Source organism: uncultured Lacinutrix sp., assembly GCF_947500325.1.
In the GTDB taxonomy this organism is placed as follows: domain Bacteria; phylum Bacteroidota; class Bacteroidia; order Flavobacteriales; family Flavobacteriaceae; genus Lacinutrix.
The window spans coordinates 116,419-134,966 of sequence record NZ_CANMRQ010000003.1; the positions used below are offsets into that span (position 1 = coordinate 116,419).

13 protein-coding genes are annotated in these 18,548 nt (G+C 32.1%); 8 read left to right on the forward strand and 5 right to left on the reverse strand.

Annotated elements, in window-relative coordinates:
- Positions 1-5: 5 nt before the first annotated feature.
- Positions 6-3,074, reverse strand: coding sequence for a type I restriction endonuclease (locus tag Q0997_RS05735; protein ID WP_299885890.1), 3,069 nt, complete (start codon positions 3,072-3,074; stop codon positions 6-8).
- Between the two features lie 307 nt (positions 3,075-3,381).
- Here Q0997_RS05735 and msrB point away from each other — a divergent pair, with 307 nt between their 5' ends.
- The 7 genes from msrB to Q0997_RS05770 all read left to right on the forward strand — a co-directional run bounded on the left by msrB (position 3,382) and on the right by Q0997_RS05770 (position 7,846).
- A complete protein-coding gene (msrB, locus tag Q0997_RS05740; protein WP_299885893.1) occupies positions 3,382-3,846 on the forward strand; it encodes a peptide-methionine (R)-S-oxide reductase MsrB in 465 nt (154 codons plus the stop codon).
- Entirely contained in the window at positions 3,836-4,375 is a 540-nt protein-coding gene (gene msrA, locus Q0997_RS05745; protein WP_299885896.1) for a peptide-methionine (S)-S-oxide reductase MsrA, read from the forward strand. Before msrB ends, msrA begins: the two co-directional genes overlap by 11 nt.
- Before the next feature lie 105 nt (positions 4,376-4,480).
- Positions 4,481-4,969: a peroxiredoxin gene (locus Q0997_RS05750; RefSeq protein ID WP_299885899.1), complete on the forward strand. Its 489-nt coding sequence runs from the start codon at positions 4,481-4,483 to the stop codon at positions 4,967-4,969.
- A 3-nt stretch (positions 4,970-4,972) separates the two neighbouring features.
- Positions 4,973-5,500, forward strand: a complete 528-nt coding sequence (locus tag Q0997_RS05755) for an N-acetyltransferase (RefSeq protein WP_299885901.1) — start codon at positions 4,973-4,975, stop codon at positions 5,498-5,500.
- Positions 5,501-5,515: 15 nt separating this feature from the next.
- Positions 5,516-7,078 carry a YdiU family protein gene (locus tag Q0997_RS05760; RefSeq protein ID WP_299885904.1) on the forward strand — a complete coding sequence of 521 codons (1,563 nt, stop codon included), beginning with the start codon at positions 5,516-5,518 and terminating at the stop codon, positions 7,076-7,078.
- Complete coding sequence (locus tag Q0997_RS05765; RefSeq protein WP_299885907.1) at positions 7,078-7,569, forward strand: peptide-methionine (S)-S-oxide reductase; 492 nt, start codon at positions 7,078-7,080, stop codon at positions 7,567-7,569. Before Q0997_RS05760 ends, Q0997_RS05765 begins: the two co-directional genes overlap by 1 nt.
- 10 nt (positions 7,570-7,579) lie before the next feature.
- Positions 7,580-7,846 carry a hypothetical protein gene (locus Q0997_RS05770; RefSeq protein WP_299885910.1) on the forward strand — a complete coding sequence of 89 codons (267 nt, stop codon included), beginning with the start codon at positions 7,580-7,582 and terminating at the stop codon, positions 7,844-7,846.
- 97 nt (positions 7,847-7,943) lie between these two features.
- On the opposite strand, the gene Q0997_RS05775 is transcribed toward Q0997_RS05770, so the two are convergent.
- A complete protein-coding gene (locus Q0997_RS05775; RefSeq protein WP_299885913.1) occupies positions 7,944-10,274 on the reverse strand; it encodes a hypothetical protein in 2,331 nt (776 codons plus the stop codon).
- Between the two features lie 293 nt (positions 10,275-10,567).
- On the opposite strand from Q0997_RS05775, the gene Q0997_RS05780 reads away from it, so the two are divergent.
- On the forward strand, positions 10,568-11,875 hold the full coding sequence (locus Q0997_RS05780; protein ID WP_299885916.1) for a patatin-like phospholipase family protein: 1,308 nt from the start codon (positions 10,568-10,570) through the stop codon (positions 11,873-11,875).
- Here Q0997_RS05780 and Q0997_RS05785 read toward each other — a convergent pair.
- From Q0997_RS05785 to Q0997_RS05795, 3 genes are all read right to left on the reverse strand, one after another.
- Positions 11,868-12,602: an acyl-CoA desaturase gene (locus Q0997_RS05785; protein ID WP_299885919.1), complete on the reverse strand. Its 735-nt coding sequence runs from the start codon at positions 12,600-12,602 to the stop codon at positions 11,868-11,870. The two genes, Q0997_RS05780 and Q0997_RS05785, sit on opposite strands and share 8 nt — an antisense overlap.
- Positions 12,603-12,659: 57 nt before the next feature.
- Positions 12,660-13,232 carry a Crp/Fnr family transcriptional regulator gene (locus Q0997_RS05790; RefSeq protein ID WP_299885921.1) on the reverse strand — a complete coding sequence of 191 codons (573 nt, stop codon included), beginning with the start codon at positions 13,230-13,232 and terminating at the stop codon, positions 12,660-12,662.
- A 111-nt stretch (positions 13,233-13,343) separates the two neighbouring features.
- Entirely contained in the window at positions 13,344-18,314 is a 4,971-nt protein-coding gene (locus Q0997_RS05795) for a glycosyl hydrolase family 18 protein (protein ID WP_299885924.1), read from the reverse strand.
- Between the last annotated feature and the right edge of the window lie 234 nt (positions 18,315-18,548).

Here is an 18,548-nt window from a genome sequence, read left to right on the forward strand (position 1 = left end):
ATTAGTTAAGCAACGTTGCCGTTGTATTCGTTCATGTATTCTTTTACTATGATGCTATTAATGCGTTTTACGTCTCTTGCCGTGACATCAATTTTATGTTCACGCTTAAATTGATTCACAACCAAACGCATGACCATTTTTTCTACATAGCTCTCATTTTCTAGTAATTTTGAGTTCTGTAAAATTTCGGTATCAATAGCATCTTTTAATCCTTTAAGTGCTTCAAAGAGTTTACGTTCGGTATCAGTTAAAGGATCTGTTTCCATTAAGCGTTTATGAATACGAGCGTATTTAGCATCGTAATCGTATTTAGCTCTTAATAGTTGATTTTCACGTTCTAGTTTTTTGGCTTTATCGTAAATGGCGTTTAAGGCTTTAATATTAGCTTCCATATCTTCTTTAGACACTTCGCTTAAGTTTTTCTTTTTAAATAAACGTTCCAGTTCTTCTTTTAAGGATACAAAAATAGGATCTTTTTGATCGAAGTTGCCTGCAAGCATTTCACGTGTTCTACCCAAAGTATTTTTTAGCTCATCGGCCAAAATCATTTCTTCTTCCTTCACTTTGGTAAAGGCAAAAATGACATCTTCTAACGCTGTATTTAGAATATTGTCGGTTTCAACATTATTCTCTAAAGCAATTCTGGTATTAATAAGTCCTAATCTATCGTTAGTTAATCGTGATAAAATGGTGAGCTTTCTAAAATCTAACTTTTCAAGTAATTCAAAATTACCTGATAAGCGAATCAGATTATAGAGGTCTTTGGAATTGTTGAGTGCTTTGGCAATTTTACGAATCTCTGTACGATCATTTATTTCTGAAATTTGATCTCCGAAAATTGTTGCATTGTCTGTGTCGAATCTAAAAAGAATATCTTTTATTTCCTCGATTTCTTCCTGAATCTCTTGAGGTGTTTTAAAGAGATTGGTATAATGTTGCATTTCGTCACCAAGTTCAGACTGCAGCTCGTTAAAATAATCTTGATTGGTTTTATCAAACTCTTTCTGAATATCTGCAAAGTCTACTACATAACCATACTTATGCATTTTGTAAGTTCTGTTAACTCTGGTTAAAGTCTGTAATAAGTTATGAGACTTTATCTTTCTCCCAATGTAAAGTTTCTTTAATCGTTTGGCATCAAAACCAGTCAGTAACATATTGTAAACGAAAAGTAAGTCTAGCTTACCAGCTTTAAAATCACTTACCCAATCACGACGGTCTTGTTTAGTACCAATATCATGTAAAATGACTTGTGCAGTTTTTACTTTACTTTCAGTTCTATTCTTGTCTCCATATGATGCTGATGGTTCAGCAGCTTGATCTAAAACCGCATTGGTTTGTTCAGTATATGTGTTCTGAAAGATTTCATACATCATTTTGGCTTGCTCTGAAGAATCGCAAACTACCATACCACCAATGCTATTGTCGTTCATGGAAATACGAGCTTGTTCCATATCCTTTACGATATAATCTAGCATAGGTTCTACAAAACGATGATCTGCAAACAATTTCTTCTTTTCAATATTACCTTGTAATACTTTGATGCTTTCCAAAGCTTCTTGTAGAACTAACTTGTAATTGGTTTCAATCTCTTCACGAATTAAACGTAACGTATAACCATCTTTAATCGATAGATTGTAGTAATATTTATGAATGTAGTCACCAAATAAGCTTCTTGAATTATATTCCGAGCCTAATAATGGTGTTCCTGTTAAACCGATCTTTATAGAATGCTTATCTGCCAATTCTAGATTTGCTAAAAAGCTTCCTTTTGGATTATAACTACGATGCACCTCATCCAAAAAGAAAATACGTTGTACACTTAAATTGTAATCGTTGTTTTTAATAACATCAGGATCATCTTTAAACTTTTGAATATTCACAACTGTTATTTCGGCCTTGCCTGAACTGTTATGAATAACTTCAGTCGATTTAATATCTTTACTGAATTCTTCTCGACTATTGACTTTATGAACTACCAAACCTCTAGCATTAAATTCTCTAGCCGCTTGGGTTAATAAATCCAACCGATCTACAATGAAGTAGAACTTTGGAATGATATTTTTCTTTTGGTAATAATCTGTCAAGTGTTTAACATTAAAAAATGCCAAAGCTGTTTTTCCAGAGCCTTGTGTATGCCATATGATGCCTTTTTTTACATCATTCTCTAGTTTATTCTCAATCGCCTTAGTCGCGAACAATTGCGGATAGCGCATCACATGTTTCTCTAATCCTTTTTCTTCTTCAACATATGCAAAGGCATATCGCAAAATAAATTTTAAACGCTCTCTTTGAAAAATTGAGGTTGTAATAGAATTTGTTGCTGTTTTCGGATTCTTATTTGATTGATACTCTTTGTTAGTTTTAATACTTAATAAATTGGTATCTTTTAGCACAAAGGTTTCCGTTTCATCAGAAATCGGTTGAAGTAGTTTTTCTAAATCAAAGGTTTCTTCCTCCCTAAAGAAATTGAATATTGGTTTTTTGTAATTGGTAGTGCTGTAAAAGGCACCTTCTAACATTTGTGTATCTTCATCACTATACTTCATGTTATTAGAAAACACCATGAGTTGCGTGATGTTAATGAACTTTCGGAACTTTATGTTTTGGAAGCGACGTTGCATTCTATTATGTTCGTCTTTAACTCCATTACGATTATTTGGTTTTTTGACTTCTATAAAAACTAACGGCATTCCATTGATGAGCAGAATAATATCAGGTCTAAAACTTTCATCGTCTTTCTGATAGGTCAATTCCGTAACAACATGGAATGAGTTATTATCAAAATTTTCAAAATCAATGAGTTTTGTTCCTGACTGATCAATTAATCTTTTGTAAAACGCACGACCTAGATCTTCATTTTCTAGTAACAACGAAACATCATCAAATACTTTTTGAACATCATTATCTAATAGTCCTGGATTAATTTTCTGGATTTGCTTATCAAAAATACCTCGAAATATATTCGTGCTTTCGTCCCATGAGTTATCCTTCAATGATAGGTATATGTAACCTAATTGAATTAAATGGAGTATAGAAGGTATTTTGACTCTTGAGTCTTCGTTAAATATCATGTATTATATTTAGCAAATCATATTTTTGTAAATTCAAAAAAGGTAGAGTTTAAATATAACACCTTTATTAAAACTAGTTGTTGTAATACGTCGAAAAGTTTTGGTATTTTTTTGAGTTTTTGGTAGTATTATGAGGTTACTCACGCATACTATTTCATTAAATTCGGAGTTCATAAATGCTACACGTGCCATGTCGCTAAAAAAGCTCCTCGCAATCACGTAAGCATTATACCGTTGTAATGTATCCCATAAAATTACGACAAAGCATAAAAGCATATACTAATTTAACAAAGAAAGGAACTATAGTATGCTTACTTGGAGAAATGTGATTAATTTCACAGTAAAAGGAAACCCAAAGCCTGACAGAACAGTCGAAAAAACGGAAGTCGAATGGAGAGCACTACTTACTCCAGAACAATTTAGAATTACCAGACAGAAAGGAACAGAAGCTGCACATAGCGGAGCACTTTGTAGTATTTATGATCAAGGACAGTACAATTGCGTATGTTGTAACACCGCTTTGTTTGATTCTACCATAAAATTTAGCTCTGGTACTGGTTGGCCTAGTTTTACACAACCTATTAAACCCAATGCTATAAAGTATATAAAAGATACTGCATTTGGTATGGTTCGCGTAGAGGTATTATGCAATACTTGCGAGGCACATTTAGGACATGTATTTCCCGATGGTCCAGAACCTAGTGGTTTACGTTATTGTATTAATTCTGAATCTATGCGCTTAGCAAAAAAGGAGAACACAAATGACAACTAAAAATTTACAATTAGCCACTTTAGGTAGTGGCTGTTTTTGGTGTACAGAAGCTGTATTCCAGGAAGTAAAAGGTGTTGAAAAAGTAGTCTCTGGTTATTCTGGCGGCAATGTTCCAGGACATCCAACCTATCGTGAAATTTGTTCTGGATTAACAGGGCATGCCGAAGTAATACAAATTACGTTTGATGCAAATGTGATTTCTTATGAAGAGTTGCTTATTATCTTCATGACAACACACGACCCAACGACTTTAAACCGTCAAGGTGCAGATCGTGGTACACAATACCGTTCTGTTATTTTTTATCATGACGATAAACAAAAAGAAATTGCAGAAGTGGTAACTAAAGCAGTGGCTGTATACTATGATGATCCTGTTGTAACAGAGATAAGCGCGTTAACTGTTTTTTATGAAGCAGAAACAGCCCATCAAGATTACTACAAGAATAATCAAGGACAAGGCTATTGCAGTTTTGTAATTACACCAAAATTAACAAAGCTGAGACAACTACATGCTGAAAAATTAAAATAACTTAACACCATTGCGAGCACAGTGAAGCAATCTCATGAATTGAAGCACTAACACTAAACAGATTGCTTCGTTCCTCGCAATGACATAAAAAGAAAGAGTATAGAAATGTCAAATACAAAAGAACAAGCCCAAGTATTTAAGGCTCCTGAATTTAATGTGAACCATTGGATAGATGCGAATGGAAACAAAACAGAACCAATAAAACTATCCGATTTTAAAGGGCAATTTAAAATAGTATATTGTTTTCAAAGTTGGTGTCCTGGATGCCATAGTAAAGGATTACCAGATTTAAAGACAATGGTAGATGCTTTGCATGATAATAAAAACATTCAGTTTTTAGCAGTGCAAACTGTTTTTGAAGGTCATGAAAGTAATACTTACAAGAAAATGGTAGAGACACAAAAACAATATGATTTGCAAATACCGTTTGGGCACGATGCTGGAGACGATGGAAAATCACATTCTAATATCATGAAAAACTATAAAACTGGTGGTACGCCTTGGTTTATTTTTATAGATAAGCACGACAATGTTGTATTTAGTGATTTTCATTTAAACCCAGATGCAGCTATTCAGTTTTTAAAAACATTATAATAAATGAGTACAACTATTAAACTTTATGGCACCGAAAGGTGCCATAAAACTAAGTATTATCAATCCTTTTTTAAAGATAATAATTTACCTTTCACTTTTTTAGATGTAGAACAAAACGAAATTTATGCTGAAGAACTACGTGGTCTTTATGAAAACAGGAAACTTAATTTCCCAACCATAACAATAGGGCAAAAAAAATTAAGAAACCCCAATAAGGATGAATTAGAAAAATGGCTAAACAAATTAATACCAAGTAGATTGAATATAGTTCACGAGAAAGACAATAAGCGGTTTATATTAGATATTAATGGAGACATTGCTAAAATAGATTACCAATTACGTGATAATAAAATGTACCTTATTCACTCTGAAGTGCCTTATAATTTAAGAGGTCAAGGTATTGGCAAAATTTTAGTAAAAAAAACGTTTGAACAACTAACTAAAGAAGGTTACAAAGCTATCGCTGTCTGTAGTTATATAAAAGCTGTGGCTTCACGAAGTGAAAAATGGAGGGATATTATAGAACATTAAGTAGAAAGTAAAATAATGCAACTTAAAATAAAAGATAGATTTAATAAAGAATTACCCGCAGATCCAATTCTTGTAAACACGAGACGTCAGGTTGAAAACGCTTGCTTTTCTTATGCTGCGCCAAAGACTACAGCACAGCCGGTATTGCTACACGTTTCTCCAGAAATGCTTTTAGAATTAGGATTAAAAGAAGACGACACCAAAACCGAGACTTTTCTAAATGTATTTACTGGCAATAGCATATTACCAAATACTAAGCCATATGCTATGTGTTATGGAGGGCATCAATTTGGAAATTGGGCTGGACAATTAGGAGATGGTCGTGCTATTAATTTAGCAGAAATAGAGCATAAAAATAAGCATTGGGCAATACAATTAAAAGGCGCTGGCGAAACACCATATTCTCGTACTGCAGATGGTTTGGCAGTATTACGTTCCTCTGTACGTGAGTATTTATGTAGCGAAGCCATGCACCATTTAGGCGTGCCAACTACAAGGGCTTTATCGTTAGCTTTATCTGGCGATGATGTAATAAGAGATATGCTTTACGATGGTAATGCTGCATACGAAAAAGGAGCTATTGTTTGCCGTGTGGCTCCAACCTTCGTACGCTTTGGGAATTTCCAGATATTAGCTGCCAGAAATGATAAAGAGACATTAAAAACATTAGTAGATTATACCATAAGACATCATTTTTCTCATTTAGGATCACCTTCTAAAAAGACCTATTTACGGTTTTTTGAAACCGTACTAGATAGCACTTTAGAAATGATTATTCATTGGCAACGTGTTGGTTTTGTTCATGGTGTAATGAATACAGATAACATGTCTATTCTAGGACAAACTATAGATTACGGACCGTATGGCTGGTTGGAAGGTTACGACCATAATTGGACGCCAAATACAACAGATAGCCAGTTTAAACGCTATCGTTTTGGGGCACAATTAGAAATTGGCCATTGGAACTTGTACCAATTAGCAAATGCTTTATATCCTTTAATTGAAGAAGCTGAAGGATTAGAAAACATTTTGAAATCTTACAATGAAAAGGCTAAAACACAATATCTAACTATGATGCGAAGTAAATTAGGCTTGTTTTCTGAAGAAGCCAGTGATATTGAATTAATTTTTAGTTTAGAAGACCTCTTGCAATTAACCGAAACAGACATGACTATCTTTTTCAGGAATTTAAGTGATTTCTCTATAGAAAAACAATCTGAAGGATTAGACATTATTAAAGATGCTTTTTATGTTATTAATGACGTCTCTGATACTATTAGATTAAAATGGAAGTCTTGGTTTGAAAGCTATACAGAACGTTTAAAAAAAGAAACTGTTTCTTTTGAAGACCGTAAGAAAAAAATGAATCTAATTAATCCGAAATATGTATTGCGAAATTATATGGCGCAATTAGCGATAGATGATGCTAATAAAGGAGATTACAAATTAATAGACGAGCTATTTCAGTTACTTAGAAAACCGTATAATGAACAACCAGAAAACGAAAAATGGTTTGCAAAACGCCCAGATTGGGCAAGACATAAAGTTGGGTGTTCTATGCTATCCTGCAGTTCGTAATGTTTGAATTAACTAAAATAGCCTTTGGAGGCGGTTGCCATTGGTGTACAGAAGCTGTTTTTCAGTCTTTAAAAGGTGCTATAAAAGTAGAACAAGGTTTTGTCGCTTCTGTAGATGTCAATAATAGTTTCTCTGAAGCTGTAATAGTACATTTTCAAGCAAAAGATATTAGCTTAAAAACGTTAATAGAAGTACACTTATTAACTCATAAAAGTACTAGTAATCACTCTATGCGAGAAAAATACCGTTCGGCAATTTATACTTTTTCAGCAGCACAAGAAAAGCAGGCTTTAGATTTGCTTGATTATTTTCAAACAGAATTTTCTAATCAGATTATAACGCAAGTGCTTCCGTTTTCAGAATTTAAAGCCTCCAATGATGCTTTTCAAAACTACTATTTAAAAGATCCAGAAAAGCCATTTTGCAAACAATTTATAAATCCGAAATTAGATGTTCTTAAGAAAAAATTCTCTGAGCATATTAACATATAAAACAACAACTATGAGTCTTATAAATAACATTAAAAATTACTTCAGCAAAAAAGAAAACAATCAAGAAACTGGTATAGCTCCAGAAGGAATTTGTCCTAACTGTTGGGGAAAACAAGAATGGGATGGACAATATTATAAATTCATAAAAGGAGAAAATGGAAATCCTAGTACTGAAACCTATAATTCTTTTGTACAAGATGTAGCCAGAAAACTTGATAAAATTAGTATCCATAAGGATACTTATACTTGCGAAACTTGTAATGTAAAATATAAATAGCATTAAATATATTTTCAAGTCATTTTATAAAGTTTAATAAAAAAGCACAACCTAAAATAAGTTGTACTTTTTATTTATAACCTAAGACAACTTAACATCATTTTTTCGGAATCAAACGATTCAAATCGTTAGTTACTTCTTCTTTTTCTAGCCTAGCTTCCAAAGATCGGACAGCAATACGAGATAAATAACGTCCTAATGGAATAATAGGCTCTACTTCTCCTTCTGTTATGCTAATCATTGCTTTATGTTCGTTTATTTCTGTACGTTTAGATTGTACATTACATAAATTACTAAAGCTTTTCTCCATTTCTTTTGGATGTGCAAATGTTGCTTTAGCTATCATACCAGCTGGAGCAGTTAATTGGCTACTATATTTTATTGCTGTTGCATCCCATGGTGCTTCGTAATTAGAGATTAGTAAATGTTTTATTTCATATTTACCAGTTAAACTAGTATCCTTTTCTATTTCTTTTACTAAAGCAGCTGTTAATCGCCTTGTAACAGTTCCACCAATATTATCGTAATAACCTGCATCTCCAAACTGTCCTGCGCCTTTAATTCTAGCTACAGGACTTAGATAAGGAAAACGTGCATTCATAGACATTGCTGTAGAACGTTTTATCATTTTATCTGGTTTGTGGTATTGCCCTAAAAGATCTACAAAAACTGCCATGTTATTAGTATCTCTATCTGTTTTGACAGGACTTATTATAAAACGTTGGCCAGACTGCAAATGGGTTGTATTTGTAATAATTAATGGTTTTATATAAGTATTTGATTGTATTGCAGGCATCATCTCTAAATAGGCTTCTCCTAAAGGATTAGTATTTTCGTATTTAAATACTTTTTTAAACTGATTTTCCCATTCTTGATCTAACAAAGCACCACGATCTTTAAACACACCTATATCGGTAATATTTTTAAATAAATCTCTGCCCATAATACTAGCAACTGAGGTTGATAAATAATCTTGATTATAGATATCGCTAGCACGATATTGTACATTGTTAGTTATAGAATCGAATTTTAATTTAACAGTACTCTTACCTTCTTGTAAGTTATAGGCTTGTGTATAAAACATATTATTACCTACACCGCCACCAGATGCTCCTGTCATAGAGAATAAATACTTTTTAAAATAGTCTGGATTACGATCATACAAATAACTTTGCACTAAAAAAGACCATAAACCTGCTCTAGAACCGCCACCTTCGGCTGCTACTAGTATTATTGGAAACCGTTCTCCTGATTTTTGATTTAATATGTCGGTTTTTCGGTCGCTAATCCATTGTTTAACATAGGTATTTAATTCTAAACGGTTATCTGGAGAAATATTACTTGGTACTGTACCTGCATCATAGTGTGAAAAATCGACTTTATTCGCCGTCCAAACCGAAAGAACAACACTTACTATTAATACTAAACCTAATAACGGTATATCATTTCTATGGCCAATAAGCTTAATAAGGTTTAAAACAGTATAAATTCCAATAATACATACCATAACGATAGATAATGGTGTGATTATTTTTAAAGCTTGTGGATTAAAAAACAGTATAACATAAGCGATAAATGCGCACACTACCAATACAATAATTAAGTAAACACCAATGTACTTTTTAAATTTTAAAATGTATTTATTATAAGATATTGAAACAATTAAGAAAAAGGTAGCTAACAATAATAAAGAACAGAAAAAGTATTTTGTATCTATCTTCGCACCTCCATTATTTAAAGCTCCTAATAATAATATTCCTGTAATACAAAGCATTGCAATTACAATTGGCACATAAGTAAACCACTTTATAGGCTTAGCCCATTTTGTTAGTGCATTTACGAGTCTTTGATTGAGGCCAAAAAACAATAAAATTATAGCAATTAGTAAGCCCCAATTACCGCCTATAATAATATCTTCTCCATATATTTTTTGAAACGTATTATTTACTGCAAAAGCGGCAATTAAAATTAGAATAGTTCCAAGAATTTTTGGAAACAAACGTTTAATATACTCTGCTTGAGTTTCATGAAACTCCTGAGATGCACTAAATATAACACCTCTCTTTTCTTGTTGCTCTATATAAATCTCTTTACCATCTTGTGGTATTTTAAACATAGGAGATTTATGACTAGTACCTATTTCATTTTCCGCACTAAAATCATTTGTAGTTGGAGGATTATAATACGAGTTTATTGTACTAATTAAAAAGGCTAAAACACTTAGAGATGAGAAGAAGATAAGAACAACTAACCAATCGTATTTTGCTTGGTTTATTACAACAATAAGATCATTAATTTGCGGTACAATCCATAACAAAAGATAAATAACCGTTATAAGCGTAATAGAAATAATGTGGTTACTAATTTCATTTAAGATCAGTTTTAAAAAATTTTGATCGTTTTGCATTTGCTTTTTGACAGATGGCATAATGGTTTTTTGATTTTATAGTTAAAAAATAGCGCTATTAAATAGTATAAAACAACCAAGAAAGCACAATAGTTTTATCCAACTATTATACTTACTAAGTATCTACATAGTATTATGTTCTAGGGAAGAGTCTATATAAAAGTAGTAAAAAATGAACGTATTTATAATAAATAAATAAGAAAATTCTGAATTAATTTAATAAATACATTGTTAAATAATTACTATGATTTATTATTAACTAAATTTGAAAAGACTATAAATTAATAAGAGTTTCACTATCGTGAAAACTATATATGAAGAACAATAAAAAAATAGGTTTAAGTTTATCTGGTGGTGGCTATAGAGCTACCATTTATCATTTAGGAACGTTAAGAAAACTTCGTGAATTAAATGTTTTAGACGCTGTGGATGTAATTTCTACAAATTCTGGAGGTTCTATTACTGGTGCTACATATGGTATACATTTAGATGACTTTGATACTTTTGAAAAAGTTATTAGAAAAGGGGTAAAACGTAGTGTTATTAAAGGGGTATTTACGTCTTGGCGTTTTCTATTGGTATTTTTGTTTCTTTTAATTTGGGTTGGTAACATCGTTTACCTTTTATCCCAAGGTCATGCATGGAGAAGTTTTGGTCTATTATTTACATTAATAGCTATTTTACTTTACTTCCAATTTAAACTATTCCCTATTAGTAAACTAAATGAACGCATGTATAATAAGTTCTTTTTTGGTGGAAAATCATTATCTGCGTTATCCTCTAAAGTTAGATTTGCTATTAATGCTACAAATTTAGAAACTGGTCGGTTATTTACATTTTCAAATACCACTATGGGAGATTCTGTTTATAGCTATCCTGAAGATGAAGAAAAAAGTGAGCCTGTCTATTTTAAGGCAAAACACTTCCCTATCGCAAGAGCTGTTGCTGCATCTACTTCTGTTCCGTTTGTATTTACACCAATAAATATAGGCAAAGAATATTTTAAAGACCCAAATGATTATAATCGTATAAAACCTAGATTAGTAGATGGTGGTGTTTACGACAATCAAGGTGCACATAAAATAACACAAATTAAAAGCGCTTATGGTACTCAAGTAGTTATTATTAGCGATGCAGGTAATATAATGCCTTTTAAAAATACTTATAAAAACACATTGACACTTTTAATTAGAACAAGTAATGTTTTTATGAATCGTATAAAAAATTTACAAATGGTTCAATATTTATATGAAAATCATAAAACTTATAAACGTGAGATTGCCTACCAATCTTTAGGCTGGGATATTGAAGATTCTATACCAAAATTTATTGAAGGTATAAAAGACGGTATTATTCAATCTGAAGTTTTAAAATATCACAATATTACTAATCATGATATTATAAATAAAAAATGGGATCTTATAGAAACTAAACTTAAAACAAACATTGGCTATAGTACAATAGTAGAAAATGCTAATACAAAGGAACAATTAGCCATTGCAAGACGTGTGAAAACGGGATTATCACCTTTAAAAGATGAACAAATTAATGCCTTAATAAATCACGCTTCTGTATTAACCGAACTACAAGTAAAACTATACTGCCCTAGTTTATTTAACTAGCAGTTTTTTTAAGTTTAATAATTCTAAGTTTATCTAAAACGACCATAATACAATAGGTAATATCAATCTCATGCCATTTTACACCAAAATTAGCACGACCAGAATGTGTATGATGGTTATTATGATAACCTTCACCCATCATTAAAAAATCGAATGGTAGTAAGTTTTTAGAAGTATCATTTACTTTAAAGTTTACATAACCATAAATATGAGCAAACCAGTTTATAATAACACCATGAATTGGAGCCATTAAAAAGGCAACTGGTAAAAACAACCATTGCCACCATGCTGTCGCAAAAACCACAAAGAAAACAGTGTATAACGCACACCATGTTAACCTAGATATTCTTGAGCTAGCAAACTTATCGAACACTTCCCATTGTGGTACGTTTTTAGTGAATTTATCTGCTACAGCAATTCGTTTTTTATTAATGTCTTGATATATATTTTTTGTACGCCACATCATAGAAAATACATTCGCATCGTATTTAGGAGAATGTGGGTCTTTTTCTGTATCTGCATAAGCATGATGCATTCTGTGCATAACTCCATAACCGTAGGCACTTAAATAATTAGAGCCCTGAAATACCCAAGTTAAGAAAAAGCATATTTTCTCCATAGCCCTAGACATAGTATAGGTTTGGTGTGCAGCATAACGGTGTAAAAAGAAGGTTTGAAAGAACAATCCTGAGTACCAAAGTATCACCATTAATATTAAAATCTTCATAGTCTTTTGCTTTTCGCAAAGGTCTAAAGTCTTAATGGTATATAAAATGAACCGAGGTTAAGAAATACGCTTTCTAATACGACTTAATGCTTGCGCAGTAACACCAATATAAGACGCTATGTATTTTAGTGGGATTTCTTTAATTAAATTAGGGCGATCTTCAAATAGATTAAGGTATCGTTGCTCTGCCGTTTCATTTAATAAAGATTGTTCTCGCTTAGATTTTATAAGATATAAACGTTCTGAAGATAAACGACCAATTACATTACCCGCAAAACTCTTTTTGTACACTTCTTGTAAATCTTGATATGAAATACTCCAGATTGACATATCTGTTAAAGCTTCAATTTGATGCGTTGATGGTTTGCGTGTTAAAAACGAATCGTATGCACTTATATATTCATTTTTAAAACAAAAACCGAAAGTAATCTCTTTGTCTTCATTCTCTTTAGGTATTACGAATCTTGCAATCCCTTTTTCTATAAAAGAAATATAATTTTCTGTATCACCAACTTCAAGAATTAAACTTTTCTTTTTAAAAACTCTATTCTGTAATTTAGACGAAAACAGATGCCAATCTTCATCACTAATAGCAACTGTTTTCTCTATGTATTCTCTAATGTTTATCATTCTATATATTGTAATACAAAGAACGTTATTTAATTTATAGCTTATTGTTATAAATTAATCAATTTTAGAGATATTCCTTTTTATAAAAATTTAGATAACTATAGTTTTTTTTTAATCATTAGCGCCTTCTGGTAATCTTTGCAAAAACAAAAATGTAGGTGTTGGTGGACCTCCAAATATAGAATTCGATGGATTATTAAATATATTATTTCTAACATATAATAGATCGCTTGTAGTTCCTGAATACAGTGTTTCTCCATCCATATTTATATCTGTTCCTAAATAACCAATAGAAGCATAATTAGCCACTGGTGGACCTCCAAACACAGAGTTATTTGGATCGTTAAATACTTGACTTCGTATTGATGTACTTTCAGAGAAAGTACCAGAATAATTTAAACGTCCATCACCATTAGAGTCTCCTGCCCACATTCCAACTTTACCAGCAAACATACCAAATGTAGTTTGCGCATCTGTACCAAAGGTTATTTGATTATTAGCATCTGTAAAATCTATAACATTGGCTACACTATTAAGAGCAACAGTATTAGTAGTCATTACTGCTAAATGATTATAATGTCTTATAGCCACATAATAATTTCCTGCTGCTTGATTAAAACTTAATGGCGATGTTCCATCTGTAGCGACTATATCTCCATCACGTTGCAATAAACCACTCTGTCTTTCTACAATTATTGTGTTATTTCCAGAACTTCTTAATTCTACTTCTACCCAATCTACTATTGCATTTGCACCAGTGATATTAAACACGGAAGCATTGCAAGTTGCTGGAGACGATGCATAAGGACTAGTGGTTGGTATTATACCTGCAACTCTTAAATCATCACGCATTAAACTCTCTTCTCCAGTGTTTGGATTAATTGCAGATCCTTGCAAATAGATTTTTGGAAGTGCCCCTAATGTTGAATTTAAATTGAAATAATTAGAATAACTATCTCCAAATTCGTTTGCTGAAGCACAACCACTAGCAACATCCCAATTTACAGACCAGGTCATAACTCCTCTTAAATTTGGATGATTTCCGTTTTGTAAACTATAATTCCTTCCAGTAAAATCTGTCCCGAATCTTAAATAGTCTAATGCTTTAATCGTTTCTGAAGGTTGTAAATATCCTCCAGCTGGAGCAGCAGCAGGACAAGACGGAATACCAACCATTATTTTAGATGCTGGTAAGCCAGGAAAGTTAAATCCGGTTGTTGATACATTAAAACCCGTAATTAACATATCTGTCATTGCTGTTAAAAAATCTGGGGTAGCTTGTGCATAAGCTGTTCCATCTAAAGCATTTACAGAACCTGTATTATATAATTGCACCATAATAAGATCTAATTCATCTCTTAAATTATGAATTACGGGTAAAAATGCGCCAGCAATACCGCTATAAGTAGAATAGCCTACTTGAACGTAGAATGTCTCTGGAGCACAGGTCATTATAAAATTGTTCCCATAATGTTGTTTTAGCTCCTTAAAAGCATCTACAACATTTTTTAATTTAGGATATGGAGCAAGTGATGAATAAGAAAAATCTGTTAGTGCTCCAGCTCCAAAATTCATTGAACCACCTTCGAAGTCTAAATCTATACCATCAAAATTATACTCATCAATAATGTCTTTAAGTCCTTGAACAAATTCATTTTTTTCTGCAACCGTACTTAACTCTACATGTCCATTCTGTCCACCAATAGAAGCTATTACTGGCACACCTTGACTTCTTAATACGTTAATGTCATCTTTTAACAGTTGACTATCAAATACTCCATTTGTTAGATATCTATTAGAATTTATAGTTAATTGTGGAGTATATCCATTTTGTCCAACAGTTTCTATAAAAGAATACATTACAACATTGTATTTTGTATTCTGTATTTCATTAAAATACAAGAATGGAGCATTTGCATTCTCCCATGAATGGGCATAACCTAAAACAATATTTCCACTAGGTAACGTTGTGAATATAGAATCAATAATATTTAAAGCCTCATTTAACGTAGAGAAATCATTATCATTATCAACTGCAGTAATTACCATTGGATAAGTTTGATAACTTGTAGGTATAAAATTATAAGTATAGGTATTATTAGCACCAGCTACCATTGTTTCTGTAATTCCATTAATAGTTATGGTTACCGATGCAACTGTACCATCAGAATCTGTAACTGTTACTTGTATAGGAATATTTTGCAAACCTCCATTTTGATTAATCGTAGTACTAGCTGGAGAATCTAAAATAATTAATGGTGAGATATTTGGACAATTTATTCCAGAACATATTAGAGTAAAGGAAAACGTTTCTGTTACACTAGTACCATTAGAGTCTAGTGCAGTTACTGTTAATGTATGGGTATTTCCAAAATCTGAATTTATTGGTGTCCATACACCAGTATAAATATCATTTACATTAGTATTTGTTATTGTTGTACCATCTACATCAAACGTAACAGTATTAATCGTTGTACCGTCATTAAACGTTAATCCTATCATAGCCTCTAAATTTACAGAGGCTCCAGGTGCTATAGTTACCGTAGATTGATTTGGTTGATTAATTGTAATCTCTGGAGATACAGGTTGTGAATTAAAATTATATTCCGTCGCTACCGAAGGCACTGGTATATTTGTAATATCTGTTGGTAAATATACTATCCCATTATTTTCATAATCATTTAATTTTAATGATGAAATAGTTGCATAACCATCTAGTTGTGTTTCAGTATAAAAGTACTCGCCTTGAGCATTTGTAGTCGCATTTAGGTTTACATATGGATGTGAAGCATCTGTCCAAGGCATTATTAAAGACACTACAGCTCCAGCAATTGGAGTACTCCCACTTTTAACAGTACCATATATTAAGCCTAAGTTCTGGGCAAAATCATACACTTTATCTTCATTAAGTGAAATAGCTTGTACATTAGCAGGTAAAAAACTAATATTACTTAAAACTGGAGTAACAGTATAATCATAACCCGCTGGAATATTAGCAATTGAGTAATTACCTGAAGCATCAGAATCATTAGAAAAACTTTGTCCATTACCAGTAACTGTAATTGTTACATTTTGCATAGGGTTTGCTCCTTGAACAATATTACCACTAATAGTATGCATACTTCTTGTCACTGTTAACTCTTGATTCGCTTGATTAGCTATAAGATTTGTATATGTTAATACAGTAGATGAGTAAAAGTCTTTTTCGGCAGTAACGATATAATCATTTCCTCCTATAACAGAATTAAAAGCATAATTACCATCGGTAGACGTTATTCTATCCAACTCCGCATCTGTAATAGCATCTTTTAAAATAACATCAACATCTGTAAACAACACGTTGTTTTCTTTAACAGATCCTGTAATGGACACTAACTGATCTGACCCAGTAATATCTACAACTTTATCTGAATTAAATTCAAGAGCATTATATACTATACTACTTGGCAAAAAGGCATAATTAGTTAAAGCGTAAGTAATAGTATAGGGAACATTACCTGTTTTATTTGAAAAAATAACTTGGCCAGTAGCATTAGAGTTTAATGTTTCTAGCACTACTCCATTGCCATCTTTTAATTCTACCACTACTGCTGATAATGGGTTATCTGATGCATCTTTAAAGTTTATTGTAATATCATAATCTGCAAGTTGCAAAGAGTTGTCAATTGTATTAAGAAGACTATGACTAGAATTATTTCTCGCATCTTGTGAGAGCTCCCATATCATAACACCTCCTAAATTCTTAGAAAGCGCATATTTCACTTTTAAATCTATAGATTCATTATCATCATACGATATAAATTTATTAGATGTTGCATTGTATAAATATGGCACTTTAGCAGTATCATCCCAATATCTAGTCCAACCACTTGCAGCTGCAGCAGTAGATACCTGCAAAGGATTTGTAGCATTTAAATAATGGTGTGTATTAGAACCAATACCCTGAAATAAATCGCAAAACTCTATTGAACCCGAGTTTTCACAATTTACAGAGTCCCAAGTACCTTGTGGTGCTTGAGGATTTGTACATGCTAAATTATTTACTCTTGGAGCTGCTTCATACAAACCAGGTAAACCAGGCACTGCTCCAGTTGTAGCTACACCTTCAAATAATTTACCATAAAAAGGAATTCCCATTACTAATTTATCTGTAGGGACTTGCATATCATTTATATATAATCCAACAAGACCATCTAATACTTGATTTGGATTTCCTACACCTCGATTTAAAGGGTCTTCTGGATGATCTCCACCATATAAAGGTGCGTTATAGCATGTTTTATCAAACCAATTTCCACCAAAGTCATACCCGAAAAAAGTAACAAAATCACAGAAATCGAAAACATTCTCTGTAACGCCATGCATAGATTCTGTTCCTGGTCCTACATGAGTTGGCAATAAATTTGAAACATTATTACCTGCAGCCATAGAAATAATTTTATTCTGCATATTATTAGCATCAAAAACTGATCTCATTTCTTTTAATAAAAGCACAAGATTTGTATGGTCATCTGTATAATGAGGCTGTGCAGGGATTAAAACACCACCAACAGACTCGGTACCATCAATTCCACCTTCTACAGGAAACTCCCAATCTAAATCAAACCCATCAATCCATGGATGAGTTGTCATAAAATCAACCATGCTTTGAGCTAAAGTCGTTCTTGCATTTACAGACTTTGCTATATCTGGAAAGGCTTGAGATTTTGTCCATCCACCTAAAGAAATAACAACTTTTAAATGGGGATAGCTTTGTTTTAATAGTTTTAAATCTCCAATATTTCCTTTTACAGGATCATCAAAAGCATGTAGTCCACTTTCATTATGCTGAAAATCTGCATAATCATCTAACGTTTGAATATAAGCAGAATCTGTTGCTGCATTATATTTTGTGTCAAAAAAGGCATATAATAAATGTGTTAGTTTATCTGCTTCAATATCTAAAACATTATAATCTCGGGCATAAATAGCCCATTGTGCGTAATAACCAATAACCATTTTATTGTGTTGTGGTTGGGTTTGTGCATCAATTTGAAAAATGGAAATGAAGGCTATAAAACCATAGAGGGATAGTTTTTTCATTGGTAGTTTTTTATTGATTTGGTTTTTCTGAAATTTCCATTTAAATTAAATTAATTCAATTTCTTTTTTCAAAAAATTAGACAGTCAACATTAATTTATCGACAGACAACCTTGTTTTAACCATTTACGTAAAAAACAGTTGTTTTAATTGTAACAACAATTATCTATAAACGAATACACCAAATCAAAAACTATATAAAAGCATCAAAACTTTTAATTATAATTATTTAAGTA

Bases quoted from the DNA above. Each gene is read 5' to 3' on its own strand.
- Q0997_RS05755 (WP_299885901.1), top strand. From the start codon at position 4,973: ATGAGTACAACTATTAAACTTTATGGCACCGAAAGGTGCCATAAAACT.
- Q0997_RS05785 (WP_299885919.1), bottom strand. From the start codon at position 12,602: ATGAAGATTTTAATATTAATGGTGATACTTTGGTACTCAGGATTGTTC.
- msrB (WP_299885893.1), top strand. From the start codon at position 3,382: ATGCTTACTTGGAGAAATGTGATTAATTTCACAGTAAAAGGAAACCCA.
- Q0997_RS05735 (WP_299885890.1), bottom strand. From the start codon at position 3,074: ATGATATTTAACGAAGACTCAAGAGTCAAAATACCTTCTATACTCCAT.
- Q0997_RS05795 (WP_299885924.1), bottom strand. From the start codon at position 18,314: ATGAAAAAACTATCCCTCTATGGTTTTATAGCCTTCATTTCCATTTTT.
- Q0997_RS05765 (WP_299885907.1), top strand. From the start codon at position 7,078: ATGTTTGAATTAACTAAAATAGCCTTTGGAGGCGGTTGCCATTGGTGT.
- Q0997_RS05760 (WP_299885904.1), top strand. From the start codon at position 5,516: ATGCAACTTAAAATAAAAGATAGATTTAATAAAGAATTACCCGCAGAT.
- Q0997_RS05780 (WP_299885916.1), top strand. From the start codon at position 10,568: ATGAAGAACAATAAAAAAATAGGTTTAAGTTTATCTGGTGGTGGCTAT.
- Q0997_RS05775 (WP_299885913.1), bottom strand. From the start codon at position 10,274: ATGCCATCTGTCAAAAAGCAAATGCAAAACGATCAAAATTTTTTAAAA.
- Q0997_RS05770 (WP_299885910.1), top strand. From the start codon at position 7,580: ATGAGTCTTATAAATAACATTAAAAATTACTTCAGCAAAAAAGAAAAC.
- Q0997_RS05790 (WP_299885921.1), bottom strand. From the start codon at position 13,232: ATGATAAACATTAGAGAATACATAGAGAAAACAGTTGCTATTAGTGAT.
- Q0997_RS05750 (WP_299885899.1), top strand. From the start codon at position 4,481: ATGTCAAATACAAAAGAACAAGCCCAAGTATTTAAGGCTCCTGAATTT.
- msrA (WP_299885896.1), top strand. From the start codon at position 3,836: ATGACAACTAAAAATTTACAATTAGCCACTTTAGGTAGTGGCTGTTTT.